Here is a 19,327-nt window from a genome sequence, read left to right as displayed (position 1 = left end):
GTTTGTAGCTGACGGACTTGCTCATACCGGCCTGCCTACACGCCTCCCTCTGATACTCGGGTTAATGTGACAACACCTGACGGGGAGACTATTGAGCAGAACGAGTCCTCCAACAGGATCGCGTCATGCAGCGCTTGCCGTGGTCACGGCTTGTGACGATCCAATTGTGTCCCGTCTGGCGAGCTCAATGCACAGGGCTGTCGCCGCTCGCAATGTTGAAGCGACAAGGTCCGCCCGTGCGGCCTCGCGGAGGCTCTCGGCAGCCGTGACGTCGGCGACCCAGCATCCCAGCACGATCTTCACCTGTGGCATCTTCCGGCGCAGACGACGCACCGCATAGCGCATGTGCGCCGGGCTGCCGGCATCGAGAAAGGACAGGCACACCACAGCGGTGTCCGCAGCCTCAAGTCGGGAGATCGATTGGACCGACAGCGAGGCTGCGCCTTCGACGCGGGCATTGAGCCCATGCTTTGTCAGGAGTTGTGCCAGCATCAGGGCTGCCGCCTCATCAACCGGACTTTGGCCGGCAATGCACAGGATCGGCGTCTCACCCGTGAAGCGGGGATCCAGATCATCCGGCGCCAGAACCGGAAGATCAGCGGTTCCAAGCCCTTCTGCGCTGGCGTCGACGGCCGCCGCTGCTTCCGGATCAACCGTCCGACCGGATGCCGGCTCCAGATCCGGGTGATCGGACAGGTCGTCCACCAACTCCTCGACCGTGCCCCTCATGCGTTCCAGGCGCGCCTCGTCAAGGACGCCGCGAAGCGCATCGGCGCGGGCAAGCCGCAACCCCGCCAGGGCGACCTCATCGTAGTAGACGGAAAGCGAGCGCTCCTTGAGGAACTCTTCCGCGACATCAGCCGCCTCCGCCGGATCCCCGGCCAGCATGCGCTGGTAGAAGATCTCCGGCGGCGAGAGGGCCGGGCGGTCGCCCAGCATGACGTCCAGGAACTCGAGCCGCTCGACATGCCGGCCGAGCACGACCAGGCACACCGTCAGGGGCGTTGCGAGCACCAATCCAATCGGGCCCCAGAGCCAGGTCCAGAATGTTGCCGCCACGACGACCGCAACCGGAGACAGTCCCGTGCTGTGACCATAAACCAGAGGCTCGACCACATGGCCAGCCACCGGCTCCATGACGATGAACAGCGCGGCCGTCATCAGGAGCATCGACCAGCCGGGGTCGACGGCCGCCGCCAGAGCCAGCGGGAAGGCGGCCGAAATGAAAGCGCCGATATAGGGCACAAAGCGCAGGATCGCCGCGAGGATGCCCCAGAGCACCGGACTTGGCACGCCGATGAAGTACAAGCCCACACCGATAACGACGCCAAAGGCCGCATTCAGGACCAGTTGCGTCAGGAATAGCTTGCTCAGGCGGCCTGCGGCATCGTCGAGGGCTGCGGTCGTCTTCTGGAGATCGTGCGAGCCCGCAAGGCGGATGAGGCGGTTCCGGAGATCCTCGCGTTGCAGCAGGATGAAGATCACAAATATGACCACGATACCGGTGGTCGCAAGGGGGTGAATGAGCGGAGTAATGAAGGCACCGAGGGTCTGCAGAGCCCCTGGGTCGGGCTGACGTACTTCGACCGGGATGGGCTTCGTCTCGGTGGCGGGCGCGGCGCTCGGCGCCAGAGGGTTAGCCAGCCGGCCAGCGTCAGTCTGCGGCCTGTCGAGTTCCTTGCCGAGATCCTGCAAGACGTCCGCCGCACGCTCTAGGGCGCTGCTGCCCGCGGCGGACCCGCGCAAGGACTGCACCTTCTCGCGCATCGTGAGCTGATAGCGCGGCAAGTCCCCGGCGAGTTGGGTGACCTGTGTCGCCATCACTGTGGCCAGCGCCGTAATCCCGGCAAAGGCGACCAAGACGACCCCGATAACTGCAAGAACACGGGGAACCCGGAGTTTCTGCAGGAGCCGGATCAAAGGCGCCAGCACGAAGCTCAGGAGGATCGCAAGGGCCACGGGAACGAAGACTTCCCGGCCAACGAACAGGCCTGCTATGACGAGGGCAATCATCCCCACGACGCCAATGCCGCCTGTTGAGGGCTCCGATGCATACAGGTCCCGCTCGGAACTCTTCGGCTTTAGGGCTGACATCGATGGGGGTTCCTAAGCTGCCTAGAAGTCGAGAGCTTCGATCTGGCCCTTAGCAGTAACGCGTACAGAGCTGTTTCGATCCTGAGCCCAGTCATTGAAGGTCGGAAGCGACCGACGTGCGTTCGCCTAGGGTTGTTTTGTTGGCGCTACTCTTATGTTCCAAAGGACGTTGCGCACGAATGTGACACTGTGCCATTGAGAAAAACCATGACAAATGACTCCGATGCCACCTGCCCTGTGTCTCTCTCAAGTCTGGGATGGTCTGCTTTTTTCGAGGATCAGCTCAAGCCCCATGAGGCAGATTTCGCCCCGCATCGTATTGCCACGGTCCACCGCGCCCGCCTGACCGCCATATCTCAAACCGGGCCAGCCGAGCTGACACTTCCGGTTCACAGCCAGACCGGTGATTTTGCTGTGGGGGATTGGGTGCTTGCCGACCCCAAAGCCCGACTGCTGCATCGCCGACTGATCCGCAGAACAGTGCTGGAGCGTCGCACCGAAGGCAGCAAGACCCCGCAGCTCGCTGGGGCCAATATCGATACGCTGTTCATCGTCACCTCATGCAACGCTGATTTCAACCCCGCCCGGCTGGAACGCTATCTGGCACTGGCGAACGAGGCCGGGATCAACCCGGTGATCCTGCTGACCAAGGCTGACACCGTGGCGAATGCGCGGACTTATAAACAGCAGGCCAAGGCGCTACAACGTGGGCTGGCTGTCGTGATCGTAAACCCCCGATCCGGGGATGCCGCAGCTGCTTTAGCCCCGTGGTGCGGTGTGGGGCAGACAGTGGCGCTGGTCGGTTCCTCCGGAGTCGGCAAGTCGACGCTGTGAACACACTGGCAGGGCCGACGCAGGAGCTGGCCCAGCAAACCGGAGGGATTCGTGAACACGATGCCAAAGGACGCCACACCACAACCTCGCGCTCGCTTCATGCCATTGCAGGTGGCGGATGGGTGATTGACACACCGGGCATGCGCACGCTCCATGTTAGCGATGCGGCTTTTGGTATTGAGACACTGTTTGCTGAAATTACCGAGCTTGCCCCCCTATGCCGGTTCAGCGACTGCACCTACGCCAACGAACCCGGCTGCGCCGTCCAAGGAGCCGTAGCCGCCGGCACGCTGGACCCGGAGCGTCTGACCCGTTGGCGCAAGCTGGTCGAGGAAAGCAGCAGCAACACGTCGGACCGCAGCGGGCCGCGTGGCGGCAGTACCACTGCGGGTCGCAGCAAGAAGCGCTGAATGAACGGAAGGGCTGCTCACCTACACGCGATATTGATTGCTTTCCAAGATGTCCGACTGCATTACACCCAACGCAGAGGTTGCGTTGCAACAGATCCCACGGTGCTCATTGTTCGGCTCCTAACGATTGTCGCTCTCTTTTTTGGCCAGCGCAATTTTGCTACGGGCTCTGGTTGTCTTATTGCCAGCCAAGTCATCGATAACGCCGCTGCCCATCGTGAGACATCGGAAGCCCGCAGAACCTTCAGCATAGCCTGCCAGCGGGCGGTCCGCTCCTCTTGGCTCATGTGCAGCGCCTGCTGAATGGCCTCTGCGACTTCGACCTTGTCATTCGGGTTGACAATGAGTGCGTCAGTGAGCTCCTCAGCAGCCCCGGCAAACTTCGAGAGAATGAGAACACCGGGATCCTGCGGGTCCTGAGCTGCCACGTATTCTTTGGCCACCAGGTTCATCCCATCCCGAATAGGGGTCACGAGACCAACCCGGGCCAGCCGGTACAGGCCAGCAAGGACCGCGCGAGAATACGCGCTGGTCACGTAGTGGATCGGCACCCAGCCAGGCTCACCCAAGGAGCCGTTGATCCGCCCCAGCGTTTCATTCACAACTCGGCTGAGGGTTGCGTACTCGGGTACTTCGCTGCGGCTGGTTGGGGCAATCTGCAGATAGGTCACCTGTCCGCGCTGATCCGGATGGCTGACCAGGAAGCGCTCGAACGTCTCCATGCGCTCAGGAATGCCTTTTGAGTAGTCCAGCCGATCAACCCCGATGATCAGCTTGCGGGTGCCCAGGCCAGCGATCGTCTGCTTCAGAAGCCGGCTTGAGCCAGAGCGTTGGGCCGCTTGCTGAAACCCGTTCACGTCAATGCCGATGGGAATGCTTTTGATGCGGACACGCCGGCTTGCTACATCGAGAAGATCTGCCCTCCGGCGGACGGCACCAAGTTCCTGGACAAGGCTGCGTCTGAGGTTGTCAGCGTCGCGCTCTGTCTGCACGCCCACAAGATCGTAGTCCGGGATACCGCGCAGGAGCTCGGCGCTGCCTGGAAGAGCTCCAAACACTTCAGGAGCAGGCCAGGGGATATGATGAAAGTACCCGATCGCATTAGTTATGCCCGCCGCCCGCAGCTCGCTCGCAAGGGGGATGAGGTGATAGTCATGAACCCAGACGAGATCGTCGGGCTGGATCAGATGGGCCAGCGCGCTGGCGAAACTCCGATTGACCCGCAGGTACCCTGCGTAGTCAGCCCGCGAGAATTCTGACAGGCCAATCCGATAGTGCATGATGGGCCAGAGAGCCCGGTTAGCAAAGCCGTTATAGTACTCCTGCCGATCGAGCGAGGTCAGGTCCATGACGGCGTACCGCACCTGTCCCTTGTCAATGATCTTGGGCTGGGCTGCCGGATTGGCTGAAACCTTGCCGCTCCAGCCGAACCACAGCCCCTGGTAAGCCTGAAAGGCCTCGTGCAGAGCCACTGCCAGGCCACCCGCTGCGGCTTTTCCAGAGGCGTCCGGGATAGGCACCCGGTTGGAGATGACAACGAGCCGTCGCAAATGCACCGTCCTTCTTGTTGCTCGCTGGATGGTAGCCCGAGGGCGAACGCCGTGGCAAATAGCGCGCACTGGCGCGCCGCTGAACTTTGGACCTGTCAATTCCTAGATGAGCCTTGTAAAAAATCGCCCTCACCGCTGAGTGTGGTGGGGAACGCTGGCATGGTCACTACCCTGAAGGAAGAACTGGTCGAGCATAGAGCTTGGTGGCTCCGTCCGGCCGGGTGAGGCTTAATAAAACGACTGAGGCTTTAGGAGCACTGTATGCGGGTATATCAACTCCTTACGCGAGCGATCTTCTGCGCCGTCAGCATCGCACTGATGGTCGTTGCGATCGGCCTGATCGTCTATGCCGGCATGCAGCAAGTTTCCGCCTTCAGGGCGCCGGAGCAGGATATCGGCCGGGCGCTTCTTGACTCCGTCGGCTACATGGTCATCGCCATTGCCATCTTTGAGGTCGCAAAATACATCCTTGAAGAGGAGGTCATTGATCCCACTCAGATGCGGAACGCCGGCCAAGCACGACGCAGCATCACGAAGTTCGTTTCCACCCTCAGCATTGCCGTCTTCTTGGAGGCACTGGTCGCTGTGTTCCAAACAAGTAAGGGGGCAGATATGTCAATGATGCTTTATCCCACTCTCCTGCTGTTTAGTGGGGTTGCAATGGTTGTTGGCCTAGGCGTGTATCAGCGGCTCAGCACGGCCGCTGAAGGTGAGGTGCGGAGTTCGCCAGAAGCAGCGGCTGAGGAGCAGGCAGAGCTAGACAGGTTCTAGTTTACGGGTAGGTCGGTGTCGTAACGCGTCTGTGTTACCAAGCTTCTTTCCGCCATAATTCGATAACCGGCCGCCGCTTACTATCCGAGTTCCATAGCACCTGTTTACCGGAAAAAGGCCGTTCAGCCATCCGCAAATATCGAACAGATATATGATTGATCAATAAGTGACTTTCATCTGGTTGGTATAAGTACTTTGTCGTCAACAACCCATCATAGGCGCTGATACCTGAGAGGTATGGGTACTCCCGCCTGCAAACAAAGGGGAACTTGGATGCTGTACGAAGGCAAGTTGGGGATTTGGAGGGCAAGCTCCGGCGGAGCGCACAGCACCAATATCATCAGCCTGAAGCGGAGATAATCGCAACTCACCTCGTGCAGTCTCTCTAGTCGGGTTAGGTGCAGATCAATGCCTGCGGGCCTGGACTAGGTAGACGGGAACAGTGGTCTCGCCGAGCGCCTTGCACGCCTCCAAGCGGTGCAATCCCTCCACCAGAACAAACCGCTTGTCGTCAGGCCGCACGAGAATGGGCGCGTCCTGCCCCTTTTCCATGAAGCTGGCGGCGAGCGCGTGAACCTTCTGCGGATCCAGCGTTTGCCGTCGCTGCACCGGCACATAGACATCTTGGATTGCGACGATCTGCTTCTTCATCATGTCTGCTGCTCCAGAGCTGTGCTATATTGAACTTAAGCTTAGGCGCCGCGGGCCGGCTTGCATAGGAACATGCATTGCGAGGAAGCGGTTACTGATGAGGCCAGCTTGGCAATACAGCGGAATGGCTGCGCTTTAGCTCCTCAGAAGGAGACACTTCCATGAGCAAACTTACGGCGTTGATCAGCTCATGTTCCTGACGGTTTCCTCTGCCTATGCCCAAACGTCGCCCGGTGGAGATGCCTGAGGTATTGGTGATGGCGTTGCCGACTACTGATGGCTCACCGTGACTGCGATCATTGTCATAGCGGCAAGCGTTTACTTATCCGGCGTCAACTGATTGCTTAATGATGGCGCCGCCAATGAAGCCGCCACTCATGATGGGACCTGATCCCAGCAAGTCGACGCGCGATGATCGAAGGCGCTATCGCTTGCCGCCGGATGGCTTGGCAGGCGTGCCTCCTTTGCCCTGATTGGCGAAGGGCGAGGTCTGGAGGGCTTCCTTCGGCTTGTCCTTCTTCGGCTTCTTCGCCTCGCGGTTGCTGCGTTGCTCACCCTTGGCCATGGCGCGTCTCCGTTGTGGGTCCCTTCGCGGGAAGGATCATCTCAGTCGTGGGTTGACTTGTCGAGCAGATGGTCTAAGTCGGCCAGCACTCGGTCGACCAGCCTGCGCCGGCGCAGATTGCTTGCATCCAAGCTCTGCGCCAGGAGGCCAAGCAGATAGCGTGCCTTCTCGACCGCCTCCGGCCAGCCGGAGGCGGACGCTAACACCATGACAGGCCAGTTTGGCTATCGCGGATGCTCCGATAGGGCCACTATGATTGCCTAATGCGGAGCATGCCATGGGTACCCACTTCGAGGAGCTTGATTATCGCCCCACTCCCATGGGAGTGCTCAGCCTTCGGCGCCGACGCGATCTGTTGAGCGGAGGTGACATCTACGAGATCAAGCTCGATGACGAGTTCCTGATGTCGAGCCTGTTCACCGCATCCGAGATCGCCCTTGCACGGCTCGGCCTCGCAGCCCTGCCTGGGCTGTCTCTTGATGTGATCGTCGGTGGCCTTGGCCTTGGCTACACCGCACGCGCCGTGCTGGAGCATGCACAGGTGGGCTCGCTCCTGGTGGTCGACGCCCTCGCGGAGGTGATCGAGTGGCACCACCGGGGTCTGCTGCCGCTCGGAGCCGAGCTGACCTCCGATCCGCGCTGCCGGCTGGTTCTTGGCGATTTCTTTGCAGGGGCCGCTTCGGAGGCGGGCTTCGATGCCGAACATCCAGGGCGCCGCTACCACGCGATCCTTGTGGATATCGACCACTCGCCAAAGAACGTGCTGCATCCGAGCCATTCTGCGCTCTACACCATCGATGGTCTCACGCGCCTTGCGGCGCATCTCCATCCCAGCGGCGTCTTCGGCCTGTGGTCGAACGATCCTCCGGATGATGAGCTTCAACAGTCCCTGCGTGAGGTGTTTGCGACCAGCGAGGCGCATACTGTCGCCTTCGACAACATGCGGAAGGATGGCGAGGTGACGAACACAGTGTATGTCGCAACGAGTGGTCATTAGCAGCCCTGGCGGGTCTCTCATTCGTCGGGCCAGCGCCGGCCGCGTCTCAAGCCGCTTGATCAAGGTGGACCCCCGCAAGCGCTCAGACGTTCCCGTTATCCCACGGAGATACGCATGGCTCAGTTTCCTACGATAAAGACCCTCGCCAACATCGCCATTGCCCATGTTAACAGAGGATATAGCATTCAGATTGAGGATTGGTCTGGCGACACAGCAATTCATTGCACCTGGTCCGATCAGGTAGTGGATCTGGCTGACATGCTCGACGATCTTCTCAGCGATGAACATGAGGAGCAAACCACTGGATAAGGCTCCCCGAAACGATCTGTAACCAGGAAGGCGGTGAACCGTCTGGGATCTTGTTTATACTTCAGCCAACAGCCCATGAAGACGCCCTTTCAAAAAGGGCTTCGGCCTCGCATTGGTGCGCTGCAGCAACTGGTTGATCTCTCGGGCGTTCTCCACGATCAGCCCCATGGAGAGCATGCATGTCCCGTATGGAGACAGGATCCGAGACAAGCCTGCGCCACCAAGCTAGGGCTGCGCTTCACTCAATGGACCCGCGGCGGGCAGACACCCATCGCTATAAGGAAGCCTCCCATTAGAGTCGATGCCGTTGGCTAGCGCCAGTCCTGGCAGGCTCGGCCGCAGCATTGGGCGCTGCTGTTCTGTACAACCGACAGAGGACTGGGACTGCTGAACGCAAGACACCGCCGATCGGCCGGTTCCTCAAAGTTGATGGTGTGCGTCTGCATTACATCGAGCGTGGTGAGGGTGAGCCTATCGTGCTGATCCATGGCAACGGCACCATGATCCAAGACTTCACGGTCAGCAGTCTGGTGGATCGTCGGGCGTCCCCCTATAGGGTTATCGTGTTCGATCGTCCGGGTTACGGCTACAGCAGCAGGCCGCGTCAGCCTGGACCCCACGGGCCCACGCCAACCTTTTTCAAAGGGCGCTCGGGCAGCTTGGCATCAAGCAGGCTGTTGTCTTCGGGCACTCCTGGGGCACCCTGGTCGCGGTGGCCCTTGCCCTGGAGTGTCCGTTGCTTGTTCGCAGCCTCGTGCTTGCCTCAGGCTACTACTACCCGATGCTGCGGGCCGACACGTTCCTGTTCTTGCCGCCGGCTGTTCCAGTAATCGGCGACGCCATGCGCTACACCATCTCTCCTCTGGTTGCCCGGGCTATCCTGCCGGGCCTGATCAAGCAGATGTTTGCGCCGGCAGAGGTGCCGGAGCGGTTTGACAGGCAGTTCCCTCAAGGAGTGATGCTGCGGCCATTGCAGCTTCGCGCCGCCGCGGAGGACGCAGCGCTTATGACCCCGTCAGTGATGGAGTTGCAGCACCACTACCGTGAACTGCAGATGCCAGTTACGATCATCACAGGTGCCGGCGATCAGATTGCATATGTGGACGGCCCCCGTCTCGCAAGAAGATTTGGACAAAGTTCGATCGGATCGCTTGCGTGCATATGTCCGGCCTGTGTTGTCGCGCTCGCACATGAACGCTGGCCAAGATGGGTTCCGCCACCCGAGTTCCAAACAGATGTGCGACCTTGCGGGGCCACTGCAATCTACGGAGTGTCTCGGGATCTGGATCGATCGATCGCACCATCTCCTTGTCAACTTGCAAGGTCCGTCATCGGCTCTGCACGGGAGCGAGCCATCCGCTCATCTGGCTCATTCATCGTGTCAGGCCAAAGGTCTAAGCAGCCCGGCCCGTACCAACAACAATGCCTTGCACTGCATAGCGCTCACCCGACACCATGAGTTTCCAGGCGATCCGGGCGATCTTGTTGGCCAGCGCCACCGCGGCCAGCTTGGGTGGCTTGCGCTTGAGCAACGCCACCAGCCAGGGCGAGGCCGCCGCTCCCTGGCTGCGCCGCAACTGCCGGATCACCGCCGTGGCGCCGACCACCAGCACGCTGCGCAAGGCCTCGTCCCCAGCCCGGGTGATCACGCCAAGACGGACCTTGCCGGCAGTGGAATGATCCTTCGGGGTCAGGCCGAGCCAAGCGGCAAAGTGGCGAGCCGAGCGGAACGCCTCAGGGGCCGGCGTTTTCAACACCAGCATCGAGGCGACGATCGGCCCCACGCCGGGGATCCTGGCGAGACGGCGGCTGCACTCATCGGCACGGTGCCAAGCCATCAGCTTGTCTTCGACTTCCTCCAGCCGGGCCTGCAGCTGGGCGTATTCCTTGGCATGGATAATGAAGAGCTCACGGGCCAGCGGCGGCAGACGGTCATCCGCCTTAATCCGCTCTAAAAGCGGCTCGATCCGGCAGATCCCTGTGGCGGCAATCAACCCGAACTCGGCCGCATAGCCGCGAATGGTATTGGCGAGCTGGGTGCGCTGGCGGATCAGGCGATCGCGTAAGCCCACCAGCATCAGGGCCGCTTGCTGGTCCGGGGACTTGACCGGGACGAAGCGCATGGTTGGTCGGCTCATCGCCTCACACAGCGCCTCGGCATCAGCGGCATCGTTCTTGCCACGCTTAACGTAAGGCTTGACAAACTGGGGTGGGAGCATCTTCACCTCGTGACCCAGCGCCTGCAGCAAGCGCGCCCAGTGATGCGACCCGCCGCAGGCTTCGATCCCGATCACCGTCGGCGGCAGCTTGGTGAAGAAGGCCACCATGTCGTGGCGCCGTAGCTTCTTGCGCAGGACCGGCTCCTCGGCAGCGTTCACCCCGTGCAGCTGGAAGACGTGCTTTGACGTATCTATCCCAATGCGAATAATCGGGTCCATGGACGGTCTCCTGTGTTTGAGATCAGCAACGACCTCATTCTGGCACAGCGATGCCGTAAGGGGGCCGTCCACCCCAACAGATGTGGGCCGTCAATCGGAGCGCCTGCATCGGGAGCTGCCGCACAGCGAGTTCATCGTACTGTCAGGCCTTGGCCATATGGTCCATCACCTAGCTCCCCACGCTGTCGCCAGTGCGGTGGGGGAGCCGCGCAAAGGGCTAGAGCCAACCTCTAGCCCAGAGAACCTGACCCCCTGATCACGGGCTGACGCGGCCACAGGCTGGACTCTGGCACGTGTTGCCTTTCGGCTTACAGGCAGCCTGTGCCTGTCAGGAGCAGGCGCCCACTACCTTACAACCACCGATCCCCAATTGTGACCGGCTGATGACTCATTTCGCGCCTAAGCTGAAACTTACCGTGCGATCCCCTGTTTCTTGAGGCTCCAGAGGAGCATTTGCCCATGCTGAGCGGATTATGTGTTCTCGTCGTAGAGGACGAACCGATCATCGCCGCAGATCTGGACGAGACGGTTGAGGGGGGCCTGGTCATCGGCCCATGCTCAACGATCACTGAGGCGCGCCAGGGTGCTCGCACTCCTCGGCTCAATGCGGCTATTCTTGACGTCAATCTAAGGGACGGGGACATTACGCCCGTCCTGGAAGCGCTTCTCGCCCGAGACATTCCAGTCCTGATTTATACGGGTGCTGAACTGCCGCCGAAGCTGCGAGCCCGGCATCCCGACCTGATTGTTCTGCAAAAGCCGCTGCAGCCGGGGCGGCTCCTCCTCGAACTAAAGAGGGTGCGGAGACACGCGGCACACGCAGCATCGCACTAGCTGCTCAATACGGAACCGACGTTCCACGGTTTCTAAAGGCAATCCGCGGCGGGTCCGGTGTCCTTTGGCCTCCTCGTCCGCCCGAAAGCAAGGTCACTCACCGAGATTTATTGGTATTCTGGTTCCCTTCTGCGCTTCCGGGCCGGCGTGATCATCACCGACCAGCTGTCATTCGACGGAGCAGCCAAGCGAGAATGGCGTCTCGACGTGTCAGGAGCAGGACCTGCACCAGAACAGGTGTGGAGAACCCCCGTTAGGCGATACGATGAGAACCCGAAATGCAAGGCCTCAAGCCGCCCGCTTCAGCTGAGTGGTTCCTGCCTGTGGAGGCTGTCGTCTGCAACACCGTCAATCCGCAGCGACAGTTGAAGCCCACGACAGCAGACCTGCGCGCAAACGGTCGAACATTCACCTGAAACGTAAGCAGAGGCAGCATAAAGCATGCTATGATCAAGTCTTCGCGCCTTGATCCCTCTGGTGAGCCCGGTGGAGCGTCGCAGGGTTAGCGTCACGCGCTATCTCGATCTTGTTCTGTACGCTTTTGTGAAGTTCGTCATCTGATATAGTGCGGTTTTACTGGCCAGCCTTGTAGCCATCGAAGTCGCGACCTGTCCGGCTCAGAACCGTTTTTGTGAAAAGTGACCTGAGTGGGTCACCTATGTGTGTGACCGACATGGTGCCATCGCCCGGTCCAATGCCGCACTTCGCCGGCAGCCTCGCGATCTGCGGGATCCGTAAATATAGCCACACAGCATGAGCGATGATCTACGCTGGAGAGCGGTGGCGCTTGTAGCTGGGTGACTTGTCCATGCCACCGCTTTAGCCAGAGCTCCCTGGCCAAGAGTATCCGTGACATACTCCACCTCGCAAATTTCCGGTCTGGTTATTTGCCGCTTCAGAAATAATAACCTCCAAACATCTGCAACAGGGACCCGCCTAGAAGTGCAATCATCAGAAAAAAGATGATAGTCAGGAACATCGCCAGGATCACGAAGCGCATCAGGCAGCCGCCCAGAGCCGCCCCCGCGGGTGGAGCTTCCGGGGCGGTGTAGGCCGCTCCTCGGGACATCGGGCGGACCCGCGAAGCGGCCCTGAGGATCTCCAGCATTTTTCCCGTGCGAGTATCGCGCACTGAGGTGCGCTCACCAGCTGCTTCGGCCTCTGGTTCCGAAGATCTCCCGAGTTCCCTGTGGTGCCAAGGTTTGGCCCCTGTCCGAGGTGGCAGTGGTGGAGGATCGCGGCGGGGAGGCGCAGGAGAAGTGACTGTTGTGCGTGGCCGAGGGGGGGCAGCAGGCGGAGTTGGTTTCTCTGGCGGGCGGAGTGGCTCGCCGAACCTCGCGCCGCACTGGGGACATGCGGGGGCATCAAGCCAGTGGCCGGGCTTGTGGTTTGTGCAGTAGTAGCTGACTTGTGCCTCGTGGCATGCCTCGCATTCGCCAGGTGTTGCTTTCGAGGTGCCGCAGTTCGGGCAACGCAGGATTACGCCGGTCATCTATGGAGGTCCTAGATCGTTTCACTCTCAAGTCTGCCAGGAGCGGGTTCCGGATAGACCCCACGGATGATGTCCGCAGGAATGTGGAGCCGATACACTCGGGGAAGTGCCCCTTCTACGAATTGCACAATGGTGGGAACGCGCTCGTAGGAGCCAAAGTTCTCACGGCTCAGCCGGCGGGAGAGCGCCACGGTCGTCAACACCGGATGTGCCCGATAGGCAGGATAGAACGCGTATCTCTCCTCAACATGATCGTGGCCGCGCACCATGTGTGTGACCGGCCGTCCTAGGCCACCACTTAGAGAGCAGAAAGCAGCGAAGTCCTCATACCCATATTGGCTTCCCCGCGAGAAGCGGTTCGGGAGCTTCTTGCGGGCCTTCGGGTGGGCTCTGGTCCACACGAAATCCGACAGACACATCGGATCGTTCCAATCACCCGTCTCGGCAAGCCGCGGATGCAGATCCACCAGCGGAAAGCCGCCATGAGCAAGGAGCAGACCGTCGGGGAAGAAGAGCGCGCGCGGGGCACGCGCGAACAGCCGCACAGCCAGCTTGCCAGCTCGTTCGATCCATTCGTGCGCAAGGTTGGCGTTGAGGAAGTCCACAAAGTCCGACGGGGCTACGCTCGATGCAAACCGTACGCCATCATAGGACAGTGCCTCATCGTGGTTGCCAGCTATGAGACACACGCGATCCGGCGCGTCCGCGATCAGCTCGAACACCCGGAGAAGAACTTCGAGCCCAAAACCCTCATCGTCGAAGAGATCGCCGAGAAACACGATCCGGGGCTTTTCGTCGCTGGCTTGCCCGGCCGGATCGCGCATCGTCGCCAAAGCGGCCTCAAGCGCCAGAAGATCGCCGTGCAGGTCGCCAACGATCCACAACTGGCTTGCGGCATCCACGGCAGAGACCTGGATCACCTTATCGGCGGGATCCGCCCGGTCGTTGTCGAACAGCATGCCAGGCCCGTCAGCTCTGTCGAGCAACGCCTCCATGCGCTCCACTGTCGACCGCATGTTGGCGCGGATGGAGGATGGGCTGACCGCATTGCGGACGGCCTGCCAATCCAGGCCTTCCACCTCCACGACATCTAAGGTGTCCTGCACCGCGACAGCAGGAGGCGCCGGGATTGAAGGTGGGCTGCCTGTGTCGGGTGGAGGCTCCCGGATCAATGGCGGGGAGGGAGCAGCCTCCAATACACTTTCAAGGTCTGGGACAAGTGCATCCGGGGCAAGAGTCTCCGGGGCAAGAGTCTCCGGAGTTTGTGCGGGAGCCTGCGGATCAGGTTCATCCTTGGGTACACTCGCCGTTGTTGACGTTGCCTCTGACGTCTTCGGCTGCTCGCAGAGAGGATCAGGTCCAGGTGCTTCAGGCCCGCCAGGCAGGTTCATTTCAGCGCCCGCACCGTGAGCGGCAACTTGACGATGCCTTTGGTATGGCGCCCGACAGCGATCCGGTCACCCTGCCTGAGCGGACGTGGAGCCGTGAGCACCGCTCCGTTAACGAGAGTTTCGTTGGTGGTTCCAGCAACAGGCGATAGCACCCAATGCCGCCCGGACTGGCGTTCCAGGACACATTGGCGGTTGTCCCAGAACTCGCTGTCCGGCCCAAACTGCCGCACCAGGGTTTTCCCAAGTTCCGTCCTGACCCCGATCTGCAGTGAACGTCCATCCGCGCCCAGCAACTCGATCCTGTCGGACAGGATCAAGTCGGGGGCAGCTCGCGGAGCGATGCCGCCCGCTGCCGCTGCCGCAGCAGATCCTTCTTTGGAGGCGGGTGACCCCGCGCCGCGTCCGCTCAGAACGGCCCGCAGCTCCGCAGCCGTTGGTCTTGCGGCAGGGTCCGGTGAGAGGCAGCGGTGTAGGAGGGAGCTGACCTCGGCATTGCTTGCCGGTGCCGGCATTGGCCCGGCAAGTGTCGGAGGTTTGGCGGCATGGCTCTGAACCAGCTTTGCGTACTCGGCTTGGTCCTCGGTCCAGTAGGGATGATAGCCCGCGAGAAGCTCGTAGAGCATCAGCCCACAGGTAAACACATCCGAGGCAAGTCCCGGCACGGACCCTCGGGCCATGTGCTCGGGAGAGCGGTAATTGTCAGTGCCGACATAGCCCTGATGCCCATGCCAGGGTGCACGACGGTCGGAGAGGAGCGAGAAGTCCATGTCGATCAGTTTGATCTGGTAGCCGGAGCTGATCGTCGGGTCCTGGATCAGATATGCGTTCGCCGGCTTCAGATCGGCATGGACGATTTTGGATTCGTGCAGCGCCGCCATTCCGGTCATGAAGACCTTGGCCCAGGTGACATGACGAGCCCAGACCGTAGGATCGCTGGTGGCGGGCGTTTTCGTGCGGCGATGCTGCTCCCGCTCCTCGTCGAGCATCTGCTGCAGGTCGGCTCCTTTCTCCACGAACTCGAAGGCTTGGAAGTAGCAGAGCCCGCCCCATACCTCCTCGAACGCATCCACCTGGCGCACCGCGAACTGAGCCGCCCGCCCGTTCCGGACGCGGGCTCCAAGCTCGTTCTGGTAGGCGACGAACGCCTTGTACCAAACAACGGTAGGAGCTGGGGACTTGTACTGCTTCAGAAAGACCTTCTCTTCTGTCAGCCCTTCGGCTCCATAGGAGATCGCCATCATGCCCGGCCCAAAGACCTTCGTGACACGGTACTGCCGGATCCGATCACCGACTTTCAGCTTTTTGGCCATGATTTGCGCTCAGCGTGACAGAGACGAAACGTCTACAGCGCCACGGTCGCTGCCGACCGCGAGACGCTGGCGGCTAGCTGCTTTAGGGTGTTGCGGAAGTTGACCGGGTCAGAGGTGAACCTCTGCAGAGCCTCCTGCGGCTTCAACCCTTCGTACTCCACGACCTCCCATTCCGACTTGTCGATCTGGCTCAGTCGGTCATAGCCCTCAAAGTTGGGGGCGAAGAGGCTGAGGATGATGCGGTTGGCCATCACTACGTTTGCGACGTCCTGGAGCGAGCCACCCTTCGCCTCGGGGATGCTCATGGTCTCCTTGAACGATGCATCGGTGAAGACTATGACCACGCGCGCCGCATCGCTCCTGTAGCGCCATTTTGCCGGATCTTCGGTCTGCGAGCCCTTCGGGACAGCCTCCATGGAGGCAACCGTGTAAAGAGCGTCGAGAAGCGATTCCGGCTCGTCGCCGCCGCCGTTCGCCTGCAGGGTGCCAAGCTGCGCCTTGAGGGCACCGGCGTCACGCACGAAGGAGTTGTCGACGATCCAGGGCAGGCCTTCGGCCTGGGCAGCCTCAATGTCGCGATACCCGACGACCTTGCCGCGCCAGTCCCTCACAGGGGCGGCATTGTTGGCGTCACCTTGGCTCAAGGAGTCGATGAATGCCTCGATGTTCCGGCGGAGCGCATCGATGCAGGGGGACATACTGCCACTGACATCGACGAGGAAGACGATATCAGCCACCCCTTTGGTTTTCGGACGTTCCTGCACATTTGACGGGGCCGCCACATCAGGGGGAGCACTTTCTGCCGGAGTTGCCTCCGCTGACACATCCGGCGTGGGTGCAATTGAATCCGTTGGCGTTTCGAGTGCTGGCGCCGGGCTTGTTGCCTCCGCCGAAGATGGGTTCTCAGCGGTTGCCGGAGTAAGCCGGTCGGAATGCTCCATATCACTCATACGTCAGCTCCACTTGGCGTGATCTTGATCTCGGCCGGATGGCCCGGCCCACGCTACCGACAACAGGGCGGGCAGATTGAAGTTCCCCGGCTGAGCTTCAGGTTCCCAGGCGCGGAGGGCTGGCAAGCCGGTCCGCCGGCTTCCCGTAGAATAGAGTTTCTGCGGCGCCCAACGCTGCAAGCGCCCATGGGCCTCCTAAATGGGCTTTGCTCTTTTAGGAGATTACGGCGTTTCGGATCCAGCCATGGCTCATCCCAAGATGTAGGATCTGCTGTTGGACTGAGGGCACGGTTCGCGACGAGCGGCGTTGACACTGTCTTTCCCGGCAGGAACGCTAGGGCATGGCACGCAAGCGAATCCAAGAGACTGCCGACATCCTCCAGGACGCGGTCCGCAGGGTGGCCCCATCGCGGCGCGACGTCGACACCGAGGGCCTCCGGCGCTACCTGGGCCTGCCCGAGCACGACGGGTTCGTTGACGACGGCCGGGTGGCCTCTGCCCTTACCGAGATGCGAGGCCTCAAGGAATGGGCTGCAAAGGGGGCCAGGGAGCTCGCCAAAGCAGTCCCGTCCCTGCGCCGGTCCGAGGGCGAGGAGGGCGCCGTCTCGTGGTCCGTGCGGGTGTGCCTGCCGCTGCTCGACGACGGGCGCATGGAGCTGCGCCTCTTGCTGCCACCCACGCCGCAGATGCTGGAGATCCTGCACGGGATGGCGATCCGCAACGACCCACGCCACCGCTTCGACAAGTTCAAAACCGAGGTCGACCGCGTCGAGCGGGAGACGGGTAAGTCCATACACCGGGTAGTCAACCAGCTGCGCGAGGACGTGCGCGCGGACCTCGCTGAGGTTGGCTCGGGCGCCGCCAGCTACGCCGAGCACATGGATCATGCCCTGCGCTCGCGCCAGTACGAGTTCTCCCCGGACCTGGTCCGGGCCTTGCCTGACAAGTTCAAGGAGCTCCGGGCCCGCGCGAAGAAGCTCGCCGGCCAAGACATTGGCATCCGGAACCTGCGCGAGCGGGTCGGCTTCGGCACCTACATCGACAAGTTTCGCGCCGCGCGCGGCATGACCCGTCACATTGTCTTCCACATGGGTCCCACCAACTCAGGCAAGACCCACGCCGCTCTGGAGAGGCTCGCGGCGGCCGAGAAGGGCGCCTACATGGCTCCCCTGCGGCTCCTGGCCCTGGAGAACTACGAGGCCCTCTGCGACCGTGGGCTCAACGCCGGCATGGTCACAGGCGAGGAGGTCTTCGGCGACAACGGCGCCACTCACGTCTCGCGCACCATCGAGACCGCGGATCTGCAGCACACCGTCGATGTGGCGGTAATCGACGAGATCCAGATGATCGCGGACCCGGACCGCGGCTGGGCCTGGACCAACGCGCTCTTCGGCATCCCGGCCAAGACCCTGATCCTGGCTGGCTCCGACGATGCCCTGCCGTACGTGCGCCGGGCCGCCGAGGCTGCGAACGAAAGCCTGGAGGTGGTCGCCTTCGAGCGCAAGACGCCGCTCGTCCTGCTCGACAAGCCGGTCCCGCTGGAGGAGGTGAAGGCCGGCGACGCCGTCGTAGCCTTCTCGCGCCAGGCGGTGCACGAGCAGCGCGAGGTCCTCGTTGGCCTGGGGCACATCGTGGCTACCATCTACGGGGCGCTTTCCCCCGAGGTGCGCCGCGCGGAGGCCGAGCGCTTCCGCACCGGCGAGGCCGACGTGCTCGTCACGACCGATGCCATCGGCATGGGCCTCAACCTGGGCCCTCTGCAACGGGTCGTGTTCTCCTCCCTGAGAAAGTTCGACGGGCGCGAGGACCGTCCGCTCACCAACTCCGAGATACGCCAGATCGCCGGCCGCGCCGGCCGCTTCGGCCACCACGACGTCGGCTACGTGGCCGCCACCACGGAAGAGGGCATCCATCCGATCCGCAAGGCGCTCGCCGGCGCCCCGGCGGCACCGGCCGCGGATTCGCGCTTCTACGCCCGCCCTGATCTCGTGGCGATCAGGGCCGCGGCCTCGGAGCTGCGCACCGAGAGCCTGCACGAGGTGCTCACGCATCTCGCCCAGGCTGCATTCTACGAGGGCTCGCCGTTCCAGCCTTCCGACATGGACGCCATGCTGCAGGCCGCGGAGATGGTCGACCGCACCAAACTGAACCTGACGCAGAGGTTCGCCCTGTCGACGGCGCCCATCGACCACCGCGACGAGCTCTCGTTCCAAGTGCTCAAGGGATGGACGCAGATGCTGGCCTCAGGCTCCGGCGTTCCGGCGCTGCGCGGCAGCCCCTTCGCCGAACTCGACCACCAGGAGCGCACGGTGCGGCTGGCGGGGGCCTACCTGTGGCTGTCGCGCCGCTTCCCGGAGGCGTTCGACGACGCGGACCGAATGCGGCAGGTGCGGGCGCAGGCCAACGAGGCCATCGAGCGCCATTTGCAGGAGACCGCCACGAAGCGCGTGGCCAAGCGCGTGACCACCGGACATAGGGACTAGATCGAGAGTCCACGGCTTGCACTGCGGGCAGCAGCCAGCTGCGTTATCCTGATCATTTCCGATACCGCACATATCCGAGATGAGGCGGTCAGCAGACTTCCACGGAGACTTGCTGTACTTCGCTCCTTGACCGAAGCTGCCCTTCTGCCGCGCTGTTACCTTTTTGCGATTGTAGTGTGGTGAAGGTTCTGCAAATCGCCTGAGCGGGGCGGTCATGGCAGGATGGTGATGTTCAACGTCACGCACTC

Annotated in this window: 15 protein-coding genes and 3 pseudogenes; 8 read left to right on the top strand and 10 right to left on the bottom strand. The window is 61.8% G+C overall.

The window, feature by feature from the left end; genetic code table 11:
- Positions 1-123: 123 nt before the first annotated feature.
- Positions 124-2,094, bottom strand: coding sequence for an AI-2E family transporter (locus JKG68_RS25715; protein WP_202064454.1), 1,971 nt, complete (start codon positions 2,092-2,094; stop codon positions 124-126).
- 207 nt (positions 2,095-2,301) lie between these two features.
- On the opposite strand from JKG68_RS25715, the pseudogene rsgA reads away from it, so the two are divergent.
- A pseudogene (rsgA, locus tag JKG68_RS25710) lies at positions 2,302-3,338 on the top strand (ribosome small subunit-dependent GTPase A).
- A gap of 62 nt (positions 3,339-3,400) precedes the next feature.
- Here rsgA and JKG68_RS25705 read toward each other — a convergent pair.
- Positions 3,401-4,888 (bottom strand): alpha,alpha-trehalose-phosphate synthase (UDP-forming), encoded by a 1,488-nt coding sequence (locus tag JKG68_RS25705; RefSeq protein ID WP_202064451.1) that lies wholly within the window; start codon positions 4,886-4,888, stop codon positions 3,401-3,403.
- Positions 4,889-5,149: 261 nt separating this feature from the next.
- On the opposite strand from JKG68_RS25705, the gene JKG68_RS25700 reads away from it, so the two are divergent.
- Positions 5,150-5,659 (top strand): GNAT family acetyltransferase, encoded by a 510-nt coding sequence (locus JKG68_RS25700; protein WP_202064443.1) that lies wholly within the window; start codon positions 5,150-5,152, stop codon positions 5,657-5,659.
- A gap of 405 nt (positions 5,660-6,064) precedes the next feature.
- Here JKG68_RS25700 and JKG68_RS25695 read toward each other — a convergent pair whose 3' ends face one another.
- The 3 genes from JKG68_RS25695 to JKG68_RS25685 all read right to left on the bottom strand — a co-directional run bounded on the left by JKG68_RS25695 (position 6,065) and on the right by JKG68_RS25685 (position 7,084).
- The gene (locus tag JKG68_RS25695) at positions 6,065-6,313 is read right to left on the bottom strand and encodes a ParB N-terminal domain-containing protein (protein ID WP_202064441.1); all 249 of its coding nucleotides are present in this window, start codon (positions 6,311-6,313) and stop codon (positions 6,065-6,067) included.
- 421 nt (positions 6,314-6,734) lie between these two features.
- On the bottom strand, positions 6,735-6,875 hold the full coding sequence (locus JKG68_RS25690) for a hypothetical protein (RefSeq protein ID WP_202064439.1): 141 nt from the start codon (positions 6,873-6,875) through the stop codon (positions 6,735-6,737).
- 41 nt (positions 6,876-6,916) lie between these two features.
- On the bottom strand, positions 6,917-7,084 hold the full coding sequence (locus tag JKG68_RS25685) for a hypothetical protein (RefSeq protein ID WP_202064437.1): 168 nt from the start codon (positions 7,082-7,084) through the stop codon (positions 6,917-6,919).
- A gap of 68 nt (positions 7,085-7,152) precedes the next feature.
- Between JKG68_RS25685 and JKG68_RS25680 the strand changes: the two genes are divergently transcribed.
- From JKG68_RS25680 to JKG68_RS25670, 3 genes and pseudogenes are all read left to right on the top strand, one after another.
- Positions 7,153-7,872, top strand: coding sequence for a polyamine aminopropyltransferase (locus JKG68_RS25680; RefSeq protein ID WP_202064436.1), 720 nt, complete (start codon positions 7,153-7,155; stop codon positions 7,870-7,872).
- A 114-nt stretch (positions 7,873-7,986) separates the two neighbouring features.
- Positions 7,987-8,181: a hypothetical protein gene (locus tag JKG68_RS25675; RefSeq protein WP_202064435.1), complete on the top strand. Its 195-nt coding sequence runs from the start codon at positions 7,987-7,989 to the stop codon at positions 8,179-8,181.
- A 323-nt stretch (positions 8,182-8,504) separates the two neighbouring features.
- Positions 8,505-9,283 (top strand): annotated as a pseudogene (locus JKG68_RS25670) (alpha/beta fold hydrolase); the annotation flags it as partial.
- Between the two features lie 292 nt (positions 9,284-9,575).
- On the opposite strand, the gene JKG68_RS25665 reads toward JKG68_RS25670, so the two are convergent.
- Positions 9,576-10,619 carry an IS110 family RNA-guided transposase gene (locus JKG68_RS25665; protein ID WP_202064434.1) on the bottom strand — a complete coding sequence of 348 codons (1,044 nt, stop codon included), beginning with the start codon at positions 10,617-10,619 and terminating at the stop codon, positions 9,576-9,578.
- Positions 10,620-10,698: 79 nt separating this feature from the next.
- On the opposite strand from JKG68_RS25665, the pseudogene JKG68_RS34905 reads away from it, so the two are divergent.
- Positions 10,699-10,875 (top strand): annotated as a pseudogene (locus tag JKG68_RS34905) (alpha/beta fold hydrolase); the annotation flags it as partial.
- Positions 10,876-11,078: 203 nt separating this feature from the next.
- A complete protein-coding gene (locus tag JKG68_RS25660; protein ID WP_202064433.1) occupies positions 11,079-11,453 on the top strand; it encodes a response regulator in 375 nt (124 codons plus the stop codon).
- A gap of 895 nt (positions 11,454-12,348) precedes the next feature.
- Here the strand turns inward: JKG68_RS25660 and JKG68_RS25655 are convergent.
- The 4 genes from JKG68_RS25655 to JKG68_RS25640 all read right to left on the bottom strand — a co-directional run bounded on the left by JKG68_RS25655 (position 12,349) and on the right by JKG68_RS25640 (position 16,383).
- The gene (locus JKG68_RS25655) at positions 12,349-12,561 is read right to left on the bottom strand and encodes a hypothetical protein (protein WP_202064432.1); all 213 of its coding nucleotides are present in this window, start codon (positions 12,559-12,561) and stop codon (positions 12,349-12,351) included.
- 395 nt (positions 12,562-12,956) lie between these two features.
- Complete coding sequence (locus JKG68_RS25650) at positions 12,957-14,051, bottom strand: metallophosphoesterase (protein ID WP_202064431.1); 1,095 nt, start codon at positions 14,049-14,051, stop codon at positions 12,957-12,959.
- Between the two features lie 281 nt (positions 14,052-14,332).
- Positions 14,333-15,646 carry a protein kinase domain-containing protein gene (locus tag JKG68_RS25645; protein WP_202064430.1) on the bottom strand — a complete coding sequence of 438 codons (1,314 nt, stop codon included), beginning with the start codon at positions 15,644-15,646 and terminating at the stop codon, positions 14,333-14,335.
- 32 nt (positions 15,647-15,678) lie between these two features.
- On the bottom strand, positions 15,679-16,383 hold the full coding sequence (locus JKG68_RS25640) for a vWA domain-containing protein (RefSeq protein WP_202064428.1): 705 nt from the start codon (positions 16,381-16,383) through the stop codon (positions 15,679-15,681).
- A 554-nt stretch (positions 16,384-16,937) separates the two neighbouring features.
- On the opposite strand from JKG68_RS25640, the gene JKG68_RS25635 reads away from it, so the two are divergent.
- On the top strand, positions 16,938-19,079 hold the full coding sequence (locus JKG68_RS25635) for a helicase-related protein (protein ID WP_202064426.1): 2,142 nt from the start codon (positions 16,938-16,940) through the stop codon (positions 19,077-19,079).
- The last annotated feature ends 248 nt before the right edge of the window (positions 19,080-19,327 follow it).

Origin of the sequence: Microvirga aerilata, assembly GCF_016743775.1 — a bacterium.
Taxonomy (GTDB): Bacteria; Pseudomonadota; Alphaproteobacteria; order Rhizobiales; family Beijerinckiaceae; genus Microvirga; species Microvirga aerilata.
The sequence above is the reverse complement of the archived record's forward strand: the minus strand, read 5'-3'. Positions and strand labels throughout refer to the sequence as shown.